Source organism: Clostridium sp. LS3 (assembly GCF_055330225.1).
Map to the genome: position 1 here is coordinate 1 of NZ_JBUZVV010000002.1, position 21328 is coordinate 21328.

A 21328-nucleotide genomic window follows, 5' to 3' on the forward strand; every position below is an offset into this window, starting at 1 on the left:
GTTTCGCATATCTTACAATGAAAGTGTAAGACCTAGGCTTAGAAGGTTCTGGTATAATATGTTGTTGATAGAACCTAGTTTTTAAATCCACTCTAGGTCGTGGTAGATAGTAGTATTTTTATTCAGCCCTACTCGGCTCTGTTATTCTACCTTTTTCACATTCTTGTTATAGTGTTGATGCACTTTTTTAAGTGTGGCTCTACCACGTTGTTTTACACCGCTCTTTTGAACGAAATTTATTCAGAGTTTGCCGACCCTAAACTTCTATATTGTTATCACTACCCCACTCGTGAATAGTATATTTGTCTCGTTTAAGCTGATTTTTCTGTTGTCTGCCAACAGCGTACAATTATGTTACGCAAATCTTTTAGGTTTTATATTGCCTACCAATGCCATGCACATTCGTCATGTAATAATATCAGATTTTTAAGATGTCAGCACATCATATGAATTATAATATGCTCAACCTCGCTAAAAGTTAGTGTTTATTTTCATTAACCCCTAATGACAAGTTAGGAATTATTGCTATCGTCCCCTTTTAAAAATGGCGGTTCTTATTCCATGAGCCATTTTGTCACATGGTCTTTTGAACTGTAGATAGCTTACTCTTTGATACTCCACGCCCACCTAACAAGTATCTGTCGCCCTCCAAAATTGTAGCGAGTTCCCACATCAAAATTCAAACTGGCAATTAAGCCACCTCTAATATCCACGACTTGGTGGACAAATTCAAATTCTCTTACATTCAGAAGGTAACGACACTTCCTATCTACCCTTTTCTTCCGATGGCGGTAGATACCTATTTCAACATTTCAAAAAGTTGTTATCTTTTCTATCTATACTTTCTTCCCAGTGGTGATAGAAACCAATTTTAAATCAGTGTGTTTAGATAATTTAATTAATTAATTTCATCAAATACAAGTTCCATCTTTATTTGATTATTTTCTTTAGTTTAGTTTCTGCAATTATTACTTTAATTTACTTAGTTCAATAACAATTAATTAAAAAGTCAATTTTGCTTTTTCGAGTAAAGACCAGTTTTGCCGAACCAATCTTTACTATACATATACTATAACACATAAGTGTTTTTATGTCAATATTTTATTTGATTATTTTTCTTCTGTTATTTCAAATTTTTCTCCACAATCTTTGCAGATTATATTTAATTCTACACCCTTAATAGGTTTTATCTTTGTTCCACATCCACAAATATAGAATAGTTTAGGCTTTGATTCTTTTTCCTTTTTTGGCTTGTGTAACTTCATTGAAATATCAATAGGCACACCTTTTTCTAAGAATTTCTCTAATTCTTTAGTTAATTCTCCTTCACCTTTAAGTTCTTCACCTTCTAAACCTTCTAATCTATAAAATCCATCTTCTTTTATTAATCTTACGTTCTTTTCTAATATTTTAGGATTTTTCTTTCTTCCCATAATCATTATCTCCTTTTCTCTCACTTAAATTTATTTATTCTATTACATTACAACGAACATAGAATCTGCAAACGTCTTTTTCGTGCCCAATACATTCTGTTACACTATCAATTGCAACCTTAAATGATTCAACATCTTTTGTTGAAGACCCATCAGCATTGAATACTCTTGTTTTTTCAATTTCTACTGTAAAACCTTTTTTCCAAAAAGCAAGTAATGATTTATTTATAACTTCTAACTCAAAAACTGCTGAAATTGGGTCAAAGTTATTGTCTCTGTCAATTATTACCTCATTTGCTCCTTCTAGTAATCCATCTATCTTTTGTCCATTTTTATCTTTTGCAATAATTTTGTTTAAAAATTCTCCGTACATAAAAATCTCTCCTTTTCTCTTTAAAATATTTTTAGGGAGCAGTCTCCTACTCCCTTTAAGGGGTAATGGACAATAACAAAAACGATATATTACTATCCATATTAGTACAACTGAACTTTGTGTTTTTCAAAGAAAAATAAGTCTCGAAACCGTTGGTGTCACTGGCTTACAAGGTTCTGACTTTCAAGTTTCTATTTCAAACATTTCACACTTTTCTATTATTTACTGTCTTTTCTATATTGGCTTTGTTAGCACATTTCTTACAATATTTCATACTATTAGAATTCTGTAGAAGTCTTTTGTTGCAATCCTTACAAGCAAAATACTTCTTCCCAGTAGAGTGTTCGTTATAATAACTTATCACATTTACAAAATTGTCTATAATAAACTTAACTTCTCCATTGTTTTCACAATACCCTATGTTTAATGATGTAGAATTACATGATTTTCCTTGAGATATGTAATTATAGTTAACTAACTTGTTTAATAGAAGTTTGTTTTCATCTACCATTCTTATTCCAGATTCAGTAAATATATCAGTTAAATTATTATAAACCCTATTTTCACTATCTGGATGTTTTACTTTATTTAACTTGCAATATACTAATAATATAAAAGCTAATTTTTCAAGTTGTTTGTCATTTAATACTTTTATACTATTCCACTCATTGTGAGTTATTGATATTGCATTTATATCTACCATACCAAAGCTGTTAATTGATTTAACTAAACTATTCAACAAGCTTTTCCACTTAGAAGGTTTATACCCCTCATAGTTATCTTGCATATATATGTCTAATTTTAATTCTGTTTCTTCCTTACTCAATCCTTGTCCAAGATAATGTTTCGCCAATACTCTCAATGTAGTCATTGGCTTTTTATCTATATTTCCTTTTAAACCTTCTCTTAATATTTCACTTTCTCTTAAAACTACTCCTCGCATACTTGAACCTCCCTCATTGAAAATCTGTAGCCCTTCCATTCGATATTCCCATTTTCATCCATGATAGGATACGTATATTTATTGTTGTTTTTGTTGAGAAGATTTTTTATAATAATATCTCCACATATATCCCATGCAAATTGTCTTGAAGAATTAGACTTATAAGCTATATCCAAAATAACATTACATAAATCTTCTTCATTAGGGCATATTATAGTAGCCTTTTGTTTAAAACTCTCTACAAACACCTTTCTTCTTTCCTCTTTACTTTCCTTGGAAGTATGTACTATCCTAGTTTGTCCATATTGACGTTGTTGTTTCTTATATTCTTTAAACAATTCCTCTATTTCTTTTCTCACCTTTGGCATATACTTCTTTTCAGTTTTGTATATTGAGTAATCAAAATTACTTGAATCTTTAACTTTTGTCTTTACATCTTTGAATTCGTCCTCTAATCTCCAACAAATTCTATTCATTATACTATTATTCATAAAAACTGGATTCTTGTAATCAACACTTTTTATGAATATCTCTTCATCTTCTGTTTTATTATCTTCTTCTCTCAATTCTTTTAATGTTTTTCCAAATCTTATTATAGAATTGTTATTAACATCTTTTATAAACTTATTATATTGAGAATACAAATGTGGATAGTTGTATATAAAGAAATAAGGTTTTTTATTAACCATTAATTTGTAAAGACCTTCTTTTTCTTCATCTGTTAATGATTCATCTTTCTTTATATCTTTATAGCTAAACCAAGTTTTAGGCATTTCCTTTGCTTTTATTCCTTTAATTCTATCTATGCTTTCTTGCTGATAAGCTTGTCCACATATTATTCTATCCATCAATTCATTGTATTCATTACTACCTTTTCCAAGAGAAGCTAATACATCAAACATAGTTGTAACTCTATTAGTAATTGTACCTATATCCTCTCCAAAACCATTTTTATTTGATTTTTTTAATAGACTTTCTGTTACTTTAACCTTTGGAACACTTCTTTGCTCACATACTATTGCTAATTTTTCCATAGTATTCCTTAAAATAACTGGATTATCAGTGGTTATTATAGCATCGCTATCAAAATCGCAACCGTTCATAGCATCTGTAGTAGTATCCCAAGCATTGAAAATTATTACAGTTTTCATGAACCTAAACCATTTTCTAACCTTTTCATCATCTATAAATCTCATTTTCTTTATGTTATTATGACTTGTCATTGGGCTTCTAAAAGCTACAACCTCATAAACTCCTTTATTTGTCCAGTGATAAGAATAAAACTCTCCAAACCCTAATAACCCTTTTATTTCCATTCCAAACATACTTTCACATAAAGCATATAGGTCTCCGAATATTATAGAATAATTCCCATTTACTGAAATTACACCTTTTTTTGCATCTTTTATCTTCTTTTCTATCATTCCTAAGACTTTTTGCTTTACAAAAGGGTCTTGAGATACCTCTTTGTCTATTAATAAAGCCTTTAAATAGTCATAATCATCTGTATTTATGTTCTTATCGTTTAAGTGAATCCCCTTTAAAAACAGTATTTGCTTAATATAATCATCACCTAAAGCCCCATTTATATCCCCTACTGTCTCTGAAACTAACTCTTCTATGTCATTATCTGACATATTTTCGTAACTTTGTAGATATTGGTAGTTCATATTTCTCTTATTTTCTAATTCTTTAGGACAAACTTTAGTTACACAAAAATCCCATTCGTATTTTATGCAGTTTTCCATATAATCCTCTAAAGATTCATATGCTCCCCATAATTTAAGCATATTTGTAGTTAAAACTACATCAACCTCTCTAATATCTCTCTCATGACCCCAAGCATCCTTCACAAAATAAGTTTCAGCTACGTCTTCTGCAAATTCCAATAGTGGGAAAGTACCAACCATTCCCTTATTAAATGCAAATCTTGTGTTAAAACCACTTGGTAAATAATCTAAGCCTAAATCATCAGCCCATTTTTGTGCCATTTCTGGCGTAATTATACCAGCACCGTCAGTGAAATCCTTGTCAGCTTCATAGTCTACTCCATGTTCTACTATAAATTTGTCATCTCCACTAACTCTAATCACCTTATCTTTAATTTTTACTGTTCCATCTTTGATAACTAATAACCTTGGCATAGTAACTGGTGTTGAAACAGAAGCAGATAATGACTTGTAAGCTTCAAATTTAGCTGGAATTATTAGAAAATCTAGGTTTCTTCCATTATTCAGTCTTATATTTAAATCTTCGTGTATCTCTTCACTGCAAAACATTACAGTGTCATTTTTTACACCACCAGTAGTTCCTAGCAATCTTTTAAACTGTATTCCATTGATTTTAAATCCCTTTTTCCCAGTTGCTCGGTCAAAATCAGCTTTATTATCGAATACAATCCCAATATAATGCTTCATATACAACATTTTATCCAAATTATTGTACTGTTTTGCTATTTCTTCCTTTACTTTTTTTAGATTATTTTCTTTTCTTAACACTTTAATGTTCTTTTTTACTTCTGATATCTCTTGCTCAGAGTAATTTAAGCCACTCAATCTTCTTATAAATCTTAGTAGTTGACTATCACCTAACATTATAAGTTCTTCATTATCTCTAGCTTCTTGTAGAGATAGCTTTAAATCCCAGTTGCTATTTCGTAGCCTTGAAGAATTTATTTTTAGTACATACCTACTACTACATAATTGTTTGCTCATTCCTTCTACCCCTCCATGTTTGTCTATTTGATTTATTTTGCTTGATTATTTTCTAGTTTGTATTTTTAAACATTAACTTTTTCAAACTCTTTTCTATTCTGTATATCTGTCAATACATCTCTTAGACGTTGATTGTCTTCAAAGCAAAAGACAGTTAATTTTGGATTTTTTCTATTTGGTTCTGGATATATGTATCTACAATCCCTTTCAATACATTCCAATGCTCTTTCTCTTGAGAATACTTTCTTTATTTTCATAATTCCACCCCTAAATTTCTTATTATTTATCTTTTCGCATCTATTTTATTTGATTATTTTATGTTTATTTATATTCATTCACATATTCTTGCCATTCAGCGTATGTAAAATCATTCATTCCTTCTCTTCTTTTTAGAGTTGGTCTTCTATATGTTCTTTTTTTATTATTTACAGCCCACTTATCTCTTATCTCTTGTTTCTTTAATTCCTCTTCTAAGTGAAATTCCCACATTTCTTTTGTTATAATATTTTTTGTCATTTTAAAAACCTCTTTTCCTTTCTTTTTACCATTTTTATTTTAATATATGTATAAAACTCGCCACAAGACTCTGTATTTAATTTTAAAGTTGTTCTATTGCTTATACCTATTCAACATTACAACAGCTTGTAATCTATTCTGATTGATTCTAAACTTACTTGATGCTTGTCCATATAAACCACCCCCTCCTTACAACTTGTTTTTATATAAAATTATTAACTATATCACATATCATATCATTATTTGATTATTTTGTCAATGCTTTTTCAGTTCTTTTTTCATCTCTTTTGCTTTTTTGATACTTTAACACATCATATCCTCCATATGACTCTAAATGCTTCTTTAATGACTCCAAATCTGAATATCTAGAGAATACATTGTAGTTTTCTTTTTTGTTTTTCTTATCATAACCACCAGAACAGTATGCTATTAACTTCTCATCTTCTAATATCTTTATATATTTTATTAGGGTTCTTTTGTCTACCCCTATATCTTCTAATTCTTTTGAACTAATTCTTCTAACTCCTTGACTATTATTGCATAAACATAATATTTTCACATATAAAGCATATAATTTAAATTTACCTTTTACTTTCATATTTAGAATTTTTTTTATGTCATCTATATAAACCATTATAAAATTATTATCTCTATTTGTTGTATACTCCATATCATACATATATGATAATTGATTCTTTTTAATCTCCTTGATTTGTTTATCAATAAAATAAACCTTAATAAATTCATTTTTAACCATATTATCAAATGATTCTTTTACTTTTAGCACTTGATTTCTATTACTTCTTGATGTAAGCCCTAATTGTTCATATATGGTGGGGAGGTTTATTGAGCATAATTCCATATTAGTGTATCTCTGCGAAGCTATTGTATAAAAAGCTAATCCATATTCCCCATACTTATTATAAAAACCATCTTCCCTAAACCAATCTTTTTCTATTTTGATAAAGTAACTATTGCTAATCATTTCTACCTCCCCTCTTAAAACCTAAATACATTTCAACCGCATATGAACGTGTGAAATGCTCATATTTTACACTTTTGAATACATTTCAACCGCATATGAACGTGTGAAATGATACTATAATATAATAAAGATTATTATATTACATATAAAAGAGATTACATTTCTAAACGAAATGATTGTCATGTTTTTTTTGTTGCTTTCTTTTTCATTTATCTCTTTTGTTAATTAATATATCATATTCCTTTTCATTTGTCAATATTTTGTTTGTTTATTTTATTATCTGTTTTAAGGGAATCTGTATTTATTGTTTTATCCCCTTAAATATTATAGTTTAATTTGCTAAAAACCCCATTTTTATTTTTCATCTTGTCAATTTCTTCTTTAATCATATAACTTGTTTCAAATGTATCTTTCAATTGATTATCGTTTAAATATTTTTGAAAAGAAACCTTTGTTGTTTTCTTCTTCTAGCTTTTTTATAGCTTCTTCTTTAGCTTCTAGCTTTCTTCTAAGTTCATCTGTTTGTTTTGAATACATTCTTTCTAACTCATTTTTGAACATATCATTTTGTTCTTTTAAAGCAATGACTTCACTAAGCATTTCATTTTTGGTTTGCTGTATCGCTTTTAGAGAAGACCCAGCTATTTTAGAAGCTTGTTGTTCAAATTCACTTACTATATTTTGTGAAAACTCATTTTTTATGGAGTCAATTAATTTATTTATATTTTTTTCAACTTCTATCGTTAAAGCTTTTGATAAAACTTGTGAATCAAGTTTAGTTAAGTCGGTTTTCACTATTGTATTATCATCTCTATTAATCAATGCGTTTGCTTCATCTGTAAAATGATTAATTATCTCTTCAAAATTATACCCATCATCCAACAATGACTGAGCAAGTTTAATTTTATCTAAATCATCCTCTGTTAATTTGCTTGAATTGTTAAAGAAGTTATCTTTAGCTTTGCTAAGCTTAAAAATCCAATGATTTATTTTAGTTGTAGATATATCAAGTTTATTTGAGGCTTCTGATATTGTGTAAAACTCAGGCTTTTCAACCTCATTATACAATGTATCTATTACTTTATCTCTTTTGGACATTTAAACACCTCCAATTATCATAATATTGGTAATTATAACATAAATTTAATCATAAATAAAGATAATATTAATTTATTATATTTTTTATATTATAGTATTAACACTTTTATATCATTTTAATATAATATAAATATAAAGTTAATATTACTTTAATATCAAGTTAATATCAATATAATATTAAAATGATATAAAACAAATATAAAGTTAATGTTATATTCATAGTATATTTATATTAATTAAATATTGTCTTGATTATATTAATATAAAATGGTAATATTAAACTAATGAAGGGAGTGAAATTGGTGGATTTTACTAGAAATGAATATAGAATAATAGGGTTGCTGTACCAAAATACTTGTTTTTCAAAATTGTGTTCGTTTAAAATTCAGAGAATAGCAAGTGAAACAAGTCTATCAATACCTAAAATAAGACAATCGATGAGGATGTTTATAAGTTTAGGTCTTGTAGAAAAAGGTGCAAAGGATGAAAGAGCAGATACATTTTTTTTAACACAAGAAGGAATTAAAGTAGTTGAAGAAAACATGAAAATAGATGAGAAGTTATTAGAGAAAATAAAAAGAATAAAAGAGCAAAAAGGAGAATAAATATATGTTAAAAGATGATTTTTGTATAGTTGGTATAGGTCAAGGTGGGTGTAAATTAGCAAAAGAATTCCATGATAACAAATATAGAAGCTTTTTTATAAATACCAGTTATGATGATTTATCTCAATTAGGTGTTAAAGATGATTTGATTTATCATGTACCATCAGCTAAGGGTTGTGCTAAACAAAGGAATGTTGCTATAGAATACGGAAAGAATTATTATGGTGAAATGACTGGCAAGTTAATAGATGCCCATCCAACAACAAAGATATTTGTAGTTCATTATACATTAGGTGGTGGAACTGGCGGAGGTTTATCTAATTTCTTTATGGCAACACTTAAAACAAAATTAAAAGAAAAAGGTAAGGAAAATGCAACAATAATAGCCGTTGTTGCTAAGCCGAGAGAGTTTGAATCTTATCAACTTCAAGCAAATGCAAAAAAGAGTTTAGAAGAATTAAATGGTTTAGTTGAAGCAGATATTGTAAATCAATACTATATAATCGATAATGATTCAAGAGATGAATTTGATGATATAAATATGGAACATTATATGCTATTTGATAGATGGATAGAAGGTGAAGGAGCAAATAACGATAGTAATGTCGAGGAATCAGAAAGAATAGATTTATTCAAAAATAAAGGTCAAGCAATGATGTTTACTTTTGATGCTATCGACCTAGAAAACTTTAAAGAAAGATGCCAAGAAGCATATAGTGAATCAATATATTGTCATACTATAAAGAAACCTCAATCAGTAGGATATGCAATACACGAAAAGATTAAAGAAAAAGACGTTATTGGAATAATATCAGAAGTTGTAGGACATTTCCCTAATAGCCACATGACACCAACAAAGGTAAGCAATATTATAATGGTTACTGGTTGTAAAGAAAATAAAAGCATTAGCAATAATATAGCTGAATTAGCAAATGAAAAAGTGAAACTTATAAACCAAGAAGTTAAAGAAGAAGATGTTGAGGAGGTTAAAATAGAGTCAATAAAAACAAGTCACGAAGCAAAACCAGAAAAGAAAAAAGCTATGGCTAGTATGGACGATATATTTAAATTTTTTAGTTAGTTTTATAGGCTAGGATTAATCCTAGCCATTTTTAATACCCTAAACATCTTTGTTCAAACACAACTATTTAATTTAAAAGCTATTTTCTTTAAATGTTCTGGTTGTAATTTACTTAAACAATCCAATATATCTTCATAATCTAATAGTATTAATCTATCTTTACCAACCATTCTCTGAACTTCATAAGCATTTTTGTGAAAATGACTTGTTGTAATAATAATTCCTTTTTTAACTCCAAACATATCCATAGAACCAAGAAGCTTTTGACAAATCTCACGACCTATTAGTTCATTTCTATAGTGTTTACATTCTACAAAAATATCTCCTTCTTTATTTTTTAATATTATATCTCTACCATAATCACAAACTGATTGAGTTACAGTAGCATTATATCCTTGCAATCTAAATAATTCAGCTACAAAAAATTCAAAATCTCTATGAGATATTTTTTCTACTTTGCCCATCAAGGAGAGAGTGGTAAAACCAAGTAATTTTAATTCTCTGTTAGTTTTTATTATATTAGAACTTGCTTTCACACCCCAAATAAGCCCTTTAGAAATAGAGCTTATTATTAATATAATAGTTTTAAACAATAAAGTTAGAACATAAATGATGCTTTTTTCTTGTTTATCTAATCTTAGTATAGAATTAACTTTGCTCAATACCATCACCTCAAACTTTATTATATTCAAAAATTTTAAAAATTATTCTAAAAACATAGTAACCTTTTATAGTTAATCTAATAGTATGCTAGTATAGGAAATCAAAAAAGGGGAGTAGTAGTGAAGGATTTTAACTATTATTTAAAATCTCTATTAAACAATCCAACATATACTTTAATTGGAACATGGCTAATAGTATTTCCTTTATATATATTATATAAATATAAGATTGGAAATATCAATGAGTACAAATCAGCAAGTGTTTCTAAGCACATTAGGAGTTTTGAAAAATATAAAGAATCAACTAAACCTAAGACTAACAAAGGAGGGAAGGTTGGATTGTGATAAATATATTTAAAAAAAATAAGCCCAAGCTAACAAAAGAAGAAAAAAGGGCAATTGCTAAGAAAAAGACTGAGGATAGGGTTAAAGTTAGTAAGCTAAATGAGAGTTGGATAAAAACTATGGCTTATATGGGGTTATATAACCAACTTGAAAAGACATTTCCTTTATCCAATATAAAGGTGAAAGATTTCGGATTTGAGTGCAATATCCTTAATACTGATGGATTAACCTTTAGAGATATTGAAAATGAGAGAAATATAGCTATTATAGAAGACAATTTGGGTTGCAAATTCGTAACAACAAGAGTTCCAAAGTCTAAACATTGTAAAGCCTTGTTTATAACTAATGATATACCAGATGTGGATTTTAAACCAATAAAATTAAAGCCTTGGGAGTTATATATGTCTACTGGCTTAGATGGAAAACCAATGGTTGCTAATATGCTAAAGTACCCCCACGTTTTAATTCAAGGCTCTACTAACATGGGAAAGACTAAGTTTATAGATTTGATGCTGGTGAATTTACTTGCAACAACCTCTGAAAATGATGTTCAAATTTTTATAGCACAAGCTGATAAGACTGACCAGACCATATATAAACGCTGTAAACACTGTGGATATTATGCAAAAAATTTAATGGACATATATTCTTTGACAAGATATCTGCTTGATATAGTTGATAAAAGACAAGAGATATTAGAACCAATCCAAGAGCGAGGTAATGGAGATAATATTTATGATTATAACTTATCTATTGAAAAAGGAAAGATAAAAGGCAGTAAGTGGAAATATATGTACTTTGTAATAGATGAATACGCCAGTCTAATGCCAGAAGGAGAGAATGGGAAACAAAACAAGATAATTAAACAAGCTATACAATCCAATATGGAACGCTTAATTGCAATAGGTAGAGCGTGTGGATTATATATTGTAATGGGAACTCAAAGAGCAACAGTTGATAAACTACCAAGTTTCCTTAAAGCTATGAGTAATGTAATGGTTACATTTAAAGTTAATAATAGAAAATCCTCTGAAATAGCTATAGATAGCGATGAAGCTGTATCTCTAAGACAAAGAGATTTTATAACTAAAACTGATGAAAAATACTATGGCAGAACAGTTAATTTGTATTCAAAAATGATAGATAACTATCTTGAACCTTTGAGATGGAGTAGATATGTGCCTATAGATTTGAAAATGTATGATAATTCTAAAGAATTAATAGAATCTAAAGCACCTAACTCAAATAACTCTAAGAAAAAAACAAAACAAGAAAGAAAAGAAGAAAAAAATAAATCATCAAAAACTATTGAGAAAACTGAAATATCATCACAAATCAATGATAAATTGGAAAAAACACTCAATAAAAATAAGGATATTAAAAAGGTGAGTGAACATTTTATAGATAATTGGCAAAATCCACTAGATTTGAATAATGTAAATATTATTGATGGAACTAAGATAGATTTTAGCAAAACAGAAAAACCGAGAAGGAAGTGATATTTAATTGTTGACTAAGAGAGATAGAGAGATTGTAAGGTACATTGAGGATAATGGTTTTATAACAATATCCCAATGTTGTAATATATGGTTTGCGGATAGGAAGTATGGATATGATTTGGCTAGAAAGAGACTTGCAGAGATAGAAAGATTACAGTATTGTAGAAGTTTTATAAACCATAAGATATATGCACCAGAAAAGATTTTTTATATAGAAAATCAATATAAAACACCTTCTAAACATACCATTTTAACCATGAACGCTTATTCTGAAATATTTAAATTAGGAGCGACTATATTGTATTTTAAGAGAGAGCAATCATGGCTAGAAGGTAAATATAGAAGTGATGGATTTATAGTTTTTAAAATGGATAAATATATTTATTCTATTTGTATTGAGACTATAGTAGCCACTGGACTATTACCTTTCCCAGACCAAAATAAAAAGGCTAATGAAAAATATAACGAGATAATAAATCAAAATAACGAGGTTCAAATTTTAACTAATGAGATTTTTAGAAAATATGGAGTTATGGAGAGAGTAGAGTCTAATGAAGCAGTTCTTTTTATAGATGACATAGACCATAAAACTCCTTGGAGAATGGATGATATTAGAAGCTATCAAGTTCATCACGACCTAAAGGGAATCGGTAAAGTTCTTCTTTAATTTTTTTATTTTTTTCTTCTTAGAGTATATTAAGAAAGTATATTCACATAGTAATACCACTAAAAAGTATATTAGTAAGACTTGTAATCAAGCAATAACTTCATTCTTGAAAACCAATTAATGGGGAACGAATGTGAGCCATTATAAGGCGGTGTCGGAAGACAAGCCTTGCACCTTAAACCCATCATTTTACATTGATGGGAATACATAACTAAGATATAATTCCTAGTTATAACAAAAGAATTATACATTACCAAAAGATTGATACATTGACTATTTTTATAAATACAATATAAATATTTTCATATTTTATATTTTCTTTTATATTTAACTTTAATTAGTTTATGTTTGTAAAATGGTTGTTTTATCCTTCCTTTAAGTGAGAATTACAATTTGTATTATTAATTCAATAGATTAAATAGGCACTAAAAAGGCTGTTTATAAATGTAGATTAATTAATGATTAGATGTAGAATGAAAGTGTAAAAGTCAAGGAAATATCTTAATGTTGTGATATATACAAAGGAGTGAATATCATGAATCTATTAGGATTTGCATTATTAAGAAAACGTAATATTAAAAAAACAACTAAAACTTTTGGGAAAAATGCTGTTTTAGTTGGAGTAGCAACAAGAGAACTTGTTAAATTTATATATTTGCTTGTTAGAGAAGCTTATAAATTAATCAAATGTGTAATTAATAAAATTAAAAGCTTTTACAGAAAGGAGTCTGTTATTAAAAAATCAAGTAATGTTATAGATATTAATGAGTATAAGCAGAAAAAGGCACAATAGCTATTTTAGAGGGTATATAATTTAATACTTTATATCCCCCCATACTTAATAATTTTTAATAATAAATAGAAGGGAAGTTAATTAGTATGAGTTTAGGTTTAATTATTACAATGGCAAGTGTTGGAGTTGGTAGTGCCATAGCAGAAAAGATATTATCAGATTTAGGAAAGTCTCAAGAAGCTCAGTATTGCAAAATTGCTTCTAACTCTATGCTAGTAACTACAGCCATAGGATGTGTGCTTGAAGCTTTAGGACAACTTAGAAGATTAGGAGATTAAATCATTATGAGTTACATTATATTAATAACATTGTTAGCAACTCATATGGCAAATTATAAGGAACATTTTATAGATATAGGAGTTAATTTTGCTATTACATTTGCATTAAAGAGATTACTTAAAAGTTTTGGAGAAGATACAAAATCTGAATTTGTTGGTCTAGGCGGTTATTCATTAACTTGTAAGGAATTTTTTAAATATCTAGGAGCGGTAAAAGATTCTGGAACAGCATCTCCAAGCGGTGAGGAAATTAAAGGTTTATTTCCTTGGTTATTTGAAGCAGTTAAAGAAGGAATTGCTAATAAGCAATAGGGGTGTGATATTTTGATTAAATTCTTAAAGAAAAGAAATATTAAAACTTATAAATTTGATAAGTTTGGATACGCTCAAATGATTTATGATATTCGAAAGGAGAAACAAGAAAATATTAATAGTGTAGTATCTGGATTTATATTATTAGGATTTTTGGGATTAGGATTAATGAGCAAAGAATTTTTAATGATTTATCTATGTGGAAAAGGGATAAATATTGTTACAGATTTTATGATTAAATAGGCTTTTATGTAATAAGAGTAATTAACAGTTACTCTTATTTTTTTGTTATTTTTAGTGAATATCGTGATTATTGGCTTGTTATGTGGTGTTAAGCATTGATATTACTGGGTTTGAATAGGTTTTAATATGAGTGTTTTTAGACTGGTTAGGGTTAAAATATCGTTGTAAGTCGCATGGTTAGTGGGTTTGTAGAGAGTTTAAGTGTTTGTTTAGTGTAATTAATAATGTTTTGTAGTGGTTTTAGAATTGAACAATGGCTTGGTTGTGCGGTTTAATCGTGATGGGATGGTTTATCGTACGATTATTTTCCAGTGATTTTGATGATTTTGGCTTAAATTTTGATTCGATTTCTCTGTGTACCTACTTAGCAACTCCGATGCCAAAAATGAGCCTTTTTAAAATACAATATACCCCCCACTATGGGAACAAACATTCTTATTTTAGTAAAAAATCAAAAATAATTCGTATAATACCATATTATACGACCTTTTTTTAAAAATATGAGAATCTTTAGACTTTTAGAAATGTTAATCTTTTTTTTGAAAATTAGCTAAAAATTTCTTCAAAAAGTTCGTGAAAATTGTTTTCAACTTTATTTTCTCAATGAAAGACATTACCACAAAACAAAATAATCGCAACTCATATTATACCCATATTCAACCTTATTATTCCCAAAAAACAAACCATAAAAACACAATTTTCCAACCATATCCAAACAAACTCAACACACATAAACAATAATAATAATACCTAATCTATCCAATATCAACCATAAAAACACTTAAAAACATTTCATTATTAACACTTAATACATACTCATATAACACCTAACCATTACATTACACATACTATATATAACTATAATACATATATAATCAAACCTATATTAACATATTGTTTATACATATATTACACATACTTATATTAATATCATACTAATATATAACTAATATTATATTATTATATAACTATTATCATATTAAACTTATACAACTTTTACCCATACATTAACACATAACAAATATAAATCATTCGTATTAATAATATATTACCATTACAATATATCACTATAAACATATCATTAAATAGTATCAATAACTATATGTAATATAATTAAACTACATATAATAATGTAAATATACAAATTTTAAACACTAACATATAAATAATAAACCTAAACATCATTACATCTAGTTTTAATAACTACATAAACATATGAATTATACATACGAATCTTATCATTAACATTAATATTATAATTCGTGTTTTTACCACCTAATTTACTATACATATATTTACAACAGTAAAACACACCAAATTATAAAATAATCAAACATTATATAACTTTAAAACTCGCCACAAGCCTTTTTAAGCGTTTTTATTTTAATACTTACAATACCATTACTATATGACATAAAACCTTATTTGTAAAGTTTCGTGGTTTTTTACTCATTTAAAGCAGTATATAGGATATTATAGAACATTTTAAAATAATCAAATAATTTATAATAAACTATGTACAATTAAATTTATATATGATATAATTAGTTATAGATTAAAATAACAAGTATAAAGGGGTTTTAATTATGAAAATATTAAGTTCTAAAATGTATAATAGAGAAACTAAAGATTGTGAGTTAAACATACAATTTACAGATAAAGAAATGAAAGAATACGTAAAAGAAAGTGGGTTTATACAAGAAGACTATATATGTATGACTAGCTTTAATATAGAGTATTTAGGTTATAGAACTGGAATAATATATACTGGTATGGAACACAATAAAAATTATCAACTAGGTTTTACATTAGAACATAGATGGAATATAAAAGAAGACAAAAGGTATTATAAGATAGATTTACAAGAACATGAGAAAACTTATATATATGAAGATGATATAACATTACCGACATTACAAAAAAGATTTATATTAGATTTAATTAAAGATGAATATTTAAAATATTAATAAAGGGGATAGCGATTATTATGAATAATGAGCAACAATACTATTATTGTTTAACTGGAACTACTAAGAAAAGCCATTACATTCTAGTAGAAGAAATAAAGGGCAACAAGGCTATATGTTTAGAAACTCTTACAACTGGAACAATAACGGCAATAACAAAAGACAAGATACTAGATTATCCAAACGGTAATTATCCTTTTTCAATAGTTAATAATAGAATTAAGTTTTTATGGGAAGGTGAACATTGTAGACTAACAGAGAAGGAAATAAAGGAAATAATTAAATTTTTAAAATTAGATGGAATTATAACAACAGAAGAAACTTTAAAAGATAGAGAAGAAAGACAAAACAAACTAAATGAGCTAATAGAATTGTCTAAAACAGATATTGAAAATATAAGTATTTTAGATAGAAAAAAGTTAAATTGGAGGATAAAAGATTTAAAAGAATATTTACTAAAATAAATAAAAAAAAGTATTTAAGAAGGTTTGAACCTTCTTTTTTATTTACTTTAAAATAATCAAATAAATTTAAAAGTTTTTCTTTACAAACATTTCTATATATGGTACAATTAAAGAGTAGAAAACATAATGTTTTCTAATAATTAAGGAGTGTTTTATATACCTCCTCGGGTTAAGTATGAGAAAGCTTATAGAATATATAAGCAATAACCATGAGGGGAGGGCGTGTCTATGAGTGATATGGTACAAGTATTTACTATATTTTGCACTACAATAGTTATTATAATTGCTATGCTAAAAGATTACAATATAACAAAAAAGGTAAGCAATAAAGATAATAATAGTAAAATAGATGAAATAAGCATCACAAAAAACGACAAAAAAAATAACTAGTCCTACCACAAACTAGTTATTTAAAGAAAACATATAAAACAATGTAAGGTTATCTCATACTTAACCTTTTCCTTAATATAAATTATAGCATATAATTTACGCTTTTCAAGTGGATATTTAAATATAAGATAATAGAGATAAAGATACAAGGAAATAACGTAAAAAAAGAAACTTTAAAATAAATAATCAAACAAAAAATAATTTAAGCGAGGTAGTGAGGAAATGAGAATAAGAATCTATAATGAAGATATGCAACACATGAGGAATATTTTAGGAGATGAAAAAGCAAGAGAGAAAACAAGAAAAATAGAAAACATAATATTAAATTTAATCATACAAGGGAAATTATTATATAATGATGGAATAGATATAGAAGGTAATTTAGTTAAATATGAATCAGAAAAAATTGACTATATAAACAACGAATTTACAATTACTATAACTGATTTTTATTTATAAGGAGAGTATAAAAAATGATTAATAAAGCATTAGAAATGCAAATAAGTAAAGCAATAGAGGACATTATAAAAAGAGGTTTGGCAAGGCTAACAATTGAAGAATTGATAAAATACAATGAAGAATTGGACAACTTTATAAAAGAAAAAGAAATTGTAAAAGATGTAACTAATTTAGTAGTTGAATATAGCACAAAGGATAATATTACATTTAGCTACACAAAAAAGGATAATTTTATATATTTAATATACTACAAAATAAAAGCGTGTAATAAGCTTGTAGGGGATTGTATCTAATGAATAAGTATGATAGAAAAATAAAATCACTTACTAAAGAAAATTTAAGAGTGGAAATAGAACTATTTAAAAAGCCTATAAAAAGCTATAGAAGGGCGAGAATAAAAACAAGAGAGATATATAAAAAACTGTTAGATTTAAAGATTGAAAATCCTATAAAACGTATTTGAAGCACTATTGTAGTGCTTTTTTATTTTACTCTAAAATCAATTCTATTGCATAAAATAGGCTCAATATAACACTTTTAATATATAAGTGGATATATTACACTATAAGTAATTAAAACGCTTAAAATTGATTTTAGAGTGTTTTAAATACGTCTACATAAACACGAATAATATTATTAAAATATTTTTATAATTCGTATAAAATAATCAAAGTTTTTATTGACTTATTCAATCGGTTTGATATAATAGACTTAACAAATCAATGCAGAACACATCAACACAACGAAAGAACTTGACTACCTACTTAGTCAAAAAGATTTTAAATAAAATAATCAAATAAATTATATACAAATATAAAATAGTATGATACAATAAGTATAACGCTTAAGGGTTAAACCTTAACAGAATAAGGAGGAATAAAGAAGATGATAGTAATTAGAAGGGTTGGAAATTTAGTAAATGCAAAATGTAGTTGTTGCCATACACAATTTAATGGACTTGGTTGGACGCTTGAAATTGGAATACAATTAAATCTATTATGTGACACTTGCAAAGAAGGTTTAAAAAATGTAATGGATATATCTAGTCAAGATAATAAACAACATTTTTACTTAACAGATACAAACAGAGCAATTTAAAAAAGCGAGGTAACGAAAAAAATGAAAAAAGACAAGAGAACAATTTTAACAATATTAATAATAACTACTATGATATTAACTATAGTCACTCAAAACGTTAAAATTAGTCAATTAGAGAAGGAAGTAAAAGAAGTTAATACTAATACATCTAATAGCCTTAAAATAGCTTATACGACCGATAAAAGCACAGATAAAGTGTATATTGAGGAGGGGGAAATATACACCGAATTGTCAAACGGCACTTGGTGGATAGAAGGAGAAAAAACAAACACATATATATTTCAATCTATAGAGTTGGGTGACTGGGATATGACATTAAATAGTAAGGAGCAATTAAACAAGGTAATTAATACCTATTTAGATTATCACAATAACAATAAATAATATTTTTAAAAATAATCAAATAATATTTAAAAAGTTATTGACATTATATAATAATAAGCTTACAATAGTATTAACAAATTAAATAAATCCAATAACAAAATAATCAAATAATTAATATTTAAAGGGAGTGTTAAAATTATGAAAAAAGTTTTATATTTTGAAGGTGCTGGAATGGAAGACACATACACAGGAGAAATATGTAATTGTAGGATTAGAACAGCTTTTACAAACAATGAGGGCAAAAAGATTTACCTCGAAATTTTAGGAAATGAAAAGACTAAAGAAGATGCTAAGAAATATCATAGATATGAGAATTACAATATAGGTGATGCAATAGGGTTTGTTGATTCTTGTCACTATATAACAAATGATTCTGAAATTGATGATTGTAATAACTCACGTTTACCTTTTGAAAGAAATGGTAATATATCATATTCATACGAAGGGATTTTAAGATTTGTTAATTGTAGTTTAAATTGCTCATTTGATAGTATAGAAATTTTAGGGGGTTTATCTGGTTATAGAGTGTTTAAAGATACAACAAAAGAAACTTATAACACTTATAAAGCTTATAATTATGGTGATGAATTCCAATATAATAACACATTGGAAAATACGAGAAAAGAAATTAAAAAACATTTTTATGACTTAGAAAAATCAGAAGGAAAAAAATATCCAAACTTTTCTTTATGGGTAGATGATAAAGACTCTAATTTATTACATTTACTAAGACATTTTAATGGATATAATAAACATTGGTCAATAAGAACAGATATAGAAAATTGGAAAAACAGTATACAAGAAACTATTCTAGGGAAATATGGTTGTTAATTTAATTGTAGACTTAAGGGAATATATAAGAAAAATATTCCCTTATGTAAATAATTAAAAGAAATTAAATAATTAAAAAGTAAGGAGTTATTAACATGGAGTTAAAAATTTTATTAAATACAGTATGCAAAATAAATTACAATGACAATTGTCATAATTGCCCTTTAAGAATAGATGGAAGATGTAAAACAATAACAAAGGAAAATAAATATAATGCCGATTTAGAACAAATAGCAAAGGATTATTTAAAAAATAAATCTTGTTATGTTTATCAATCAAAAGAAGACTTAAACGCTTATTATGTAACAAATGGAAGAACTAACTCAAAGGGTAATTATTTACTTGCTAGGCTAGGAAAGAAAGATAGTTTTAATCTATTGATTGATGAATTAACTTTAATAAATAATTATAAAGAAATATCAATAAAGAATTAATTGAGTAAAAATTTTATAAATTAAGGAGTATTAAAATGAAAAAATTAAATTTAACAATAGGGCAAAAGATAACAGTATTAAAACCAAATGAATTAGTACCATTAATATTATATGGAACATTAGAAGGATATCATTTTAATAAATATGCACAATATGAGAACACACTAATTATATACATAAGAAGACCACGAAGAAAATTTTTAGATAAAATTGTTATAATGCCAACTGAAACAGTATTTATATTTGATGGACAATTTAAAAATATGCATCGTAAAGAAAAAATTAGCGATAATGAAACATTGCTCCATAGATGGACTTATGAAACGCTTAAGGATAATAATCAATTAATATACTGTCACAATTATAATAAAAAATTTGAAGTATCAGAAGAATATGAGAGATTTATAGACTTAACTGCCAACTATATGAATGATAATAATATAAGTCCACATAAAGCCATAGATAGTGATTTATACATTAATTATATAAAAGATATTATTAGTCATTATAATGTTAATAAATTAAAAGAGTACATTAATAACGAAGGTTATAACCTATTAATAAAGTGTATAGAAAAATCTTTAAAATTTGAATGGTAAAATTTAAAAAGCAATCTTGTAATAAAGGTTGCTTTTTTATTATGTCTTTAAAACTCTTTAAAATCAATTTTAAAGAGTTCTTGTTTTTATATGATAAATTCTATTAACAAATCTTTTAATACGCTTACAATCGATTTTAAGAAGGTTTTATACAT

The 21328-nt window shown here is 26.8% G+C and carries 29 protein-coding genes; 20 read left to right on the top strand and 9 right to left on the bottom strand.

Annotated features, from left to right (window positions below):
• Positions 1–1109: 1109 nt before the first annotated feature.
• The 8 genes from ACZJV1_RS18800 to ACZJV1_RS18835 form a co-directional block, all read right to left on the bottom strand.
• The gene (locus tag ACZJV1_RS18800) at positions 1110–1433 is read right to left on the bottom strand and encodes a hypothetical protein (RefSeq protein ID WP_463652291.1); all 324 of its coding nucleotides are present in this window, start codon (positions 1431–1433) and stop codon (positions 1110–1112) included.
• Between the two features lie 34 nt (positions 1434–1467).
• Positions 1468–1806, bottom strand: coding sequence for a hypothetical protein (locus tag ACZJV1_RS18805; protein ID WP_463652292.1), 339 nt, complete (start codon positions 1804–1806; stop codon positions 1468–1470).
• Positions 1807–2011: 205 nt separating this feature from the next.
• Positions 2012–2749 carry a hypothetical protein gene (locus ACZJV1_RS18810; protein WP_463652293.1) on the bottom strand — a complete coding sequence of 246 codons (738 nt, stop codon included), beginning with the start codon at positions 2747–2749 and terminating at the stop codon, positions 2012–2014.
• On the bottom strand, positions 2737–5463 hold the full coding sequence (locus ACZJV1_RS18815) for an RNA dependent RNA polymerase (RefSeq protein WP_463652294.1): 2727 nt from the start codon (positions 5461–5463) through the stop codon (positions 2737–2739). The genes ACZJV1_RS18810 and ACZJV1_RS18815 overlap by 13 nt, the downstream gene beginning before the upstream one ends.
• Positions 5464–5528: 65 nt before the next feature.
• Entirely contained in the window at positions 5529–5720 is a 192-nt protein-coding gene (locus tag ACZJV1_RS18820; protein ID WP_463652295.1) for a hypothetical protein, read from the bottom strand.
• 64 nt (positions 5721–5784) lie between these two features.
• Complete coding sequence (locus ACZJV1_RS18825) at positions 5785–5979, bottom strand: hypothetical protein (protein ID WP_463652296.1); 195 nt, start codon at positions 5977–5979, stop codon at positions 5785–5787.
• Positions 5980–6226: 247 nt separating this feature from the next.
• Positions 6227–6964 (bottom strand): hypothetical protein, encoded by a 738-nt coding sequence (locus ACZJV1_RS18830; RefSeq protein WP_463652297.1) that lies wholly within the window; start codon positions 6962–6964, stop codon positions 6227–6229.
• 420 nt (positions 6965–7384) lie between these two features.
• On the bottom strand, positions 7385–8062 hold the full coding sequence (locus tag ACZJV1_RS18835) for a MerR family transcriptional regulator (RefSeq protein WP_463652298.1): 678 nt from the start codon (positions 8060–8062) through the stop codon (positions 7385–7387).
• A gap of 302 nt (positions 8063–8364) precedes the next feature.
• On the opposite strand from ACZJV1_RS18835, the gene ACZJV1_RS18840 reads away from it, so the two are divergent.
• Both ACZJV1_RS18840 and ACZJV1_RS18845 read left to right on the top strand, forming a co-directional pair.
• Positions 8365–8667, top strand: coding sequence for a hypothetical protein (locus ACZJV1_RS18840; protein WP_463652299.1), 303 nt, complete (start codon positions 8365–8367; stop codon positions 8665–8667).
• Between the two features lie 4 nt (positions 8668–8671).
• Positions 8672–9748, top strand: coding sequence for a tubulin-like doman-containing protein (locus ACZJV1_RS18845; RefSeq protein WP_463652300.1), 1077 nt, complete (start codon positions 8672–8674; stop codon positions 9746–9748).
• 53 nt (positions 9749–9801) lie between these two features.
• Here ACZJV1_RS18845 and ACZJV1_RS18850 read toward each other — a convergent pair whose 3' ends face one another.
• The gene (locus tag ACZJV1_RS18850) at positions 9802–10410 is read right to left on the bottom strand and encodes a restriction endonuclease (protein ID WP_463652301.1); all 609 of its coding nucleotides are present in this window, start codon (positions 10408–10410) and stop codon (positions 9802–9804) included.
• Between the two features lie 120 nt (positions 10411–10530).
• Here ACZJV1_RS18850 and ACZJV1_RS18855 point away from each other — a divergent pair, with 120 nt between their 5' ends.
• The 18 genes from ACZJV1_RS18855 (at position 10531) to ACZJV1_RS18940 (ending at position 21173) form a co-directional block, all read left to right on the top strand.
• The gene (locus ACZJV1_RS18855) at positions 10531–10755 is read left to right on the top strand and encodes a hypothetical protein (RefSeq protein ID WP_463652302.1); all 225 of its coding nucleotides are present in this window, start codon (positions 10531–10533) and stop codon (positions 10753–10755) included.
• The gene (locus ACZJV1_RS18860) at positions 10752–12254 is read left to right on the top strand and encodes an FtsK/SpoIIIE domain-containing protein (protein ID WP_463652303.1); all 1503 of its coding nucleotides are present in this window, start codon (positions 10752–10754) and stop codon (positions 12252–12254) included. The genes ACZJV1_RS18855 and ACZJV1_RS18860 overlap by 4 nt, the downstream gene beginning before the upstream one ends.
• 7 nt (positions 12255–12261) lie before the next feature.
• A complete protein-coding gene (locus ACZJV1_RS18865) occupies positions 12262–12921 on the top strand; it encodes a hypothetical protein (protein WP_463652304.1) in 660 nt (219 codons plus the stop codon).
• 535 nt (positions 12922–13456) lie between these two features.
• On the top strand, positions 13457–13714 hold the full coding sequence (locus ACZJV1_RS18870; RefSeq protein ID WP_463652305.1) for a hypothetical protein: 258 nt from the start codon (positions 13457–13459) through the stop codon (positions 13712–13714).
• Positions 13715–13800: 86 nt separating this feature from the next.
• Positions 13801–13992: a hypothetical protein gene (locus tag ACZJV1_RS18875; protein WP_323731963.1), complete on the top strand. Its 192-nt coding sequence runs from the start codon at positions 13801–13803 to the stop codon at positions 13990–13992.
• A 6-nt stretch (positions 13993–13998) separates the two neighbouring features.
• Complete coding sequence (locus ACZJV1_RS18880) at positions 13999–14304, top strand: hypothetical protein (protein WP_463652306.1); 306 nt, start codon at positions 13999–14001, stop codon at positions 14302–14304.
• Positions 14305–14316: 12 nt separating this feature from the next.
• The gene (locus tag ACZJV1_RS18885; protein ID WP_463652307.1) at positions 14317–14547 is read left to right on the top strand and encodes a hypothetical protein; all 231 of its coding nucleotides are present in this window, start codon (positions 14317–14319) and stop codon (positions 14545–14547) included.
• Between the two features lie 1586 nt (positions 14548–16133).
• Positions 16134–16514, top strand: a complete 381-nt coding sequence (locus ACZJV1_RS18890) for a hypothetical protein (RefSeq protein ID WP_463652308.1) — start codon at positions 16134–16136, stop codon at positions 16512–16514.
• A 20-nt stretch (positions 16515–16534) separates the two neighbouring features.
• Positions 16535–16978 (top strand): hypothetical protein, encoded by a 444-nt coding sequence (locus tag ACZJV1_RS18895; protein ID WP_463652309.1) that lies wholly within the window; start codon positions 16535–16537, stop codon positions 16976–16978.
• A 228-nt stretch (positions 16979–17206) separates the two neighbouring features.
• Positions 17207–17368 carry a hypothetical protein gene (locus ACZJV1_RS18900; protein ID WP_463652310.1) on the top strand — a complete coding sequence of 54 codons (162 nt, stop codon included), beginning with the start codon at positions 17207–17209 and terminating at the stop codon, positions 17366–17368.
• A 222-nt stretch (positions 17369–17590) separates the two neighbouring features.
• Positions 17591–17827 carry a hypothetical protein gene (locus ACZJV1_RS18905; protein ID WP_463652311.1) on the top strand — a complete coding sequence of 79 codons (237 nt, stop codon included), beginning with the start codon at positions 17591–17593 and terminating at the stop codon, positions 17825–17827.
• A 14-nt stretch (positions 17828–17841) separates the two neighbouring features.
• Complete coding sequence (locus tag ACZJV1_RS18910) at positions 17842–18120, top strand: hypothetical protein (protein WP_463652312.1); 279 nt, start codon at positions 17842–17844, stop codon at positions 18118–18120.
• Positions 18120–18290 (top strand): hypothetical protein, encoded by a 171-nt coding sequence (locus tag ACZJV1_RS18915; RefSeq protein WP_463652313.1) that lies wholly within the window; start codon positions 18120–18122, stop codon positions 18288–18290. Before ACZJV1_RS18910 ends, ACZJV1_RS18915 begins: the two co-directional genes overlap by 1 nt.
• Before the next feature lie 422 nt (positions 18291–18712).
• Positions 18713–18925, top strand: coding sequence for a hypothetical protein (locus tag ACZJV1_RS18920; protein WP_463652314.1), 213 nt, complete (start codon positions 18713–18715; stop codon positions 18923–18925).
• Between the two features lie 21 nt (positions 18926–18946).
• Positions 18947–19309 carry a hypothetical protein gene (locus tag ACZJV1_RS18925; protein WP_463652315.1) on the top strand — a complete coding sequence of 121 codons (363 nt, stop codon included), beginning with the start codon at positions 18947–18949 and terminating at the stop codon, positions 19307–19309.
• 138 nt (positions 19310–19447) lie between these two features.
• Positions 19448–20140 carry a hypothetical protein gene (locus ACZJV1_RS18930; protein ID WP_463652316.1) on the top strand — a complete coding sequence of 231 codons (693 nt, stop codon included), beginning with the start codon at positions 19448–19450 and terminating at the stop codon, positions 20138–20140.
• Between the two features lie 95 nt (positions 20141–20235).
• Positions 20236–20574 (top strand): hypothetical protein, encoded by a 339-nt coding sequence (locus ACZJV1_RS18935; RefSeq protein WP_463652317.1) that lies wholly within the window; start codon positions 20236–20238, stop codon positions 20572–20574.
• Between the two features lie 35 nt (positions 20575–20609).
• Positions 20610–21173 (top strand): hypothetical protein, encoded by a 564-nt coding sequence (locus ACZJV1_RS18940; protein ID WP_463652318.1) that lies wholly within the window; start codon positions 20610–20612, stop codon positions 21171–21173.
• The last annotated feature ends 155 nt before the right edge of the window (positions 21174–21328 follow it).

Coding starts and splice junctions, on each gene's coding strand:
- ACZJV1_RS18800 (WP_463652291.1), bottom strand. CDS start 1,433: ATGGGAAGAAAGAAAAATCCTAAAATATTAGAAAAGAACGTAAGATTA.
- ACZJV1_RS18830 (WP_463652297.1), bottom strand. CDS start 6,964: ATGATTAGCAATAGTTACTTTATCAAAATAGAAAAAGATTGGTTTAGG.
- ACZJV1_RS18880 (WP_463652306.1), top strand. CDS start 13,999: ATGAGTTACATTATATTAATAACATTGTTAGCAACTCATATGGCAAAT.
- ACZJV1_RS18835 (WP_463652298.1), bottom strand. CDS start 8,062: ATGTCCAAAAGAGATAAAGTAATAGATACATTGTATAATGAGGTTGAA.
- ACZJV1_RS18905 (WP_463652311.1), top strand. CDS start 17,591: ATGAGAATAAGAATCTATAATGAAGATATGCAACACATGAGGAATATT.
- ACZJV1_RS18825 (WP_463652296.1), bottom strand. CDS start 5,979: ATGACAAAAAATATTATAACAAAAGAAATGTGGGAATTTCACTTAGAA.
- ACZJV1_RS18940 (WP_463652318.1), top strand. CDS start 20,610: ATGAAAAAATTAAATTTAACAATAGGGCAAAAGATAACAGTATTAAAA.
- ACZJV1_RS18930 (WP_463652316.1), top strand. CDS start 19,448: ATGAAAAAAGTTTTATATTTTGAAGGTGCTGGAATGGAAGACACATAC.
- ACZJV1_RS18895 (WP_463652309.1), top strand. CDS start 16,535: ATGAATAATGAGCAACAATACTATTATTGTTTAACTGGAACTACTAAG.
- ACZJV1_RS18900 (WP_463652310.1), top strand. CDS start 17,207: ATGAGTGATATGGTACAAGTATTTACTATATTTTGCACTACAATAGTT.
- ACZJV1_RS18890 (WP_463652308.1), top strand. CDS start 16,134: ATGAAAATATTAAGTTCTAAAATGTATAATAGAGAAACTAAAGATTGT.
- ACZJV1_RS18875 (WP_323731963.1), top strand. CDS start 13,801: ATGAGTTTAGGTTTAATTATTACAATGGCAAGTGTTGGAGTTGGTAGT.
- ACZJV1_RS18810 (WP_463652293.1), bottom strand. CDS start 2,749: ATGCGAGGAGTAGTTTTAAGAGAAAGTGAAATATTAAGAGAAGGTTTA.
- ACZJV1_RS18815 (WP_463652294.1), bottom strand. CDS start 5,463: ATGAGCAAACAATTATGTAGTAGTAGGTATGTACTAAAAATAAATTCT.
- ACZJV1_RS18925 (WP_463652315.1), top strand. CDS start 18,947: ATGAAAAAAGACAAGAGAACAATTTTAACAATATTAATAATAACTACT.
- ACZJV1_RS18910 (WP_463652312.1), top strand. CDS start 17,842: ATGATTAATAAAGCATTAGAAATGCAAATAAGTAAAGCAATAGAGGAC.
- ACZJV1_RS18915 (WP_463652313.1), top strand. CDS start 18,120: ATGAATAAGTATGATAGAAAAATAAAATCACTTACTAAAGAAAATTTA.
- ACZJV1_RS18920 (WP_463652314.1), top strand. CDS start 18,713: ATGATAGTAATTAGAAGGGTTGGAAATTTAGTAAATGCAAAATGTAGT.
- ACZJV1_RS18805 (WP_463652292.1), bottom strand. CDS start 1,806: ATGTACGGAGAATTTTTAAACAAAATTATTGCAAAAGATAAAAATGGA.
- ACZJV1_RS18870 (WP_463652305.1), top strand. CDS start 13,457: ATGAATCTATTAGGATTTGCATTATTAAGAAAACGTAATATTAAAAAA.
- ACZJV1_RS18820 (WP_463652295.1), bottom strand. CDS start 5,720: ATGAAAATAAAGAAAGTATTCTCAAGAGAAAGAGCATTGGAATGTATT.
- ACZJV1_RS18845 (WP_463652300.1), top strand. CDS start 8,672: ATGTTAAAAGATGATTTTTGTATAGTTGGTATAGGTCAAGGTGGGTGT.
- ACZJV1_RS18935 (WP_463652317.1), top strand. CDS start 20,236: ATGGAGTTAAAAATTTTATTAAATACAGTATGCAAAATAAATTACAAT.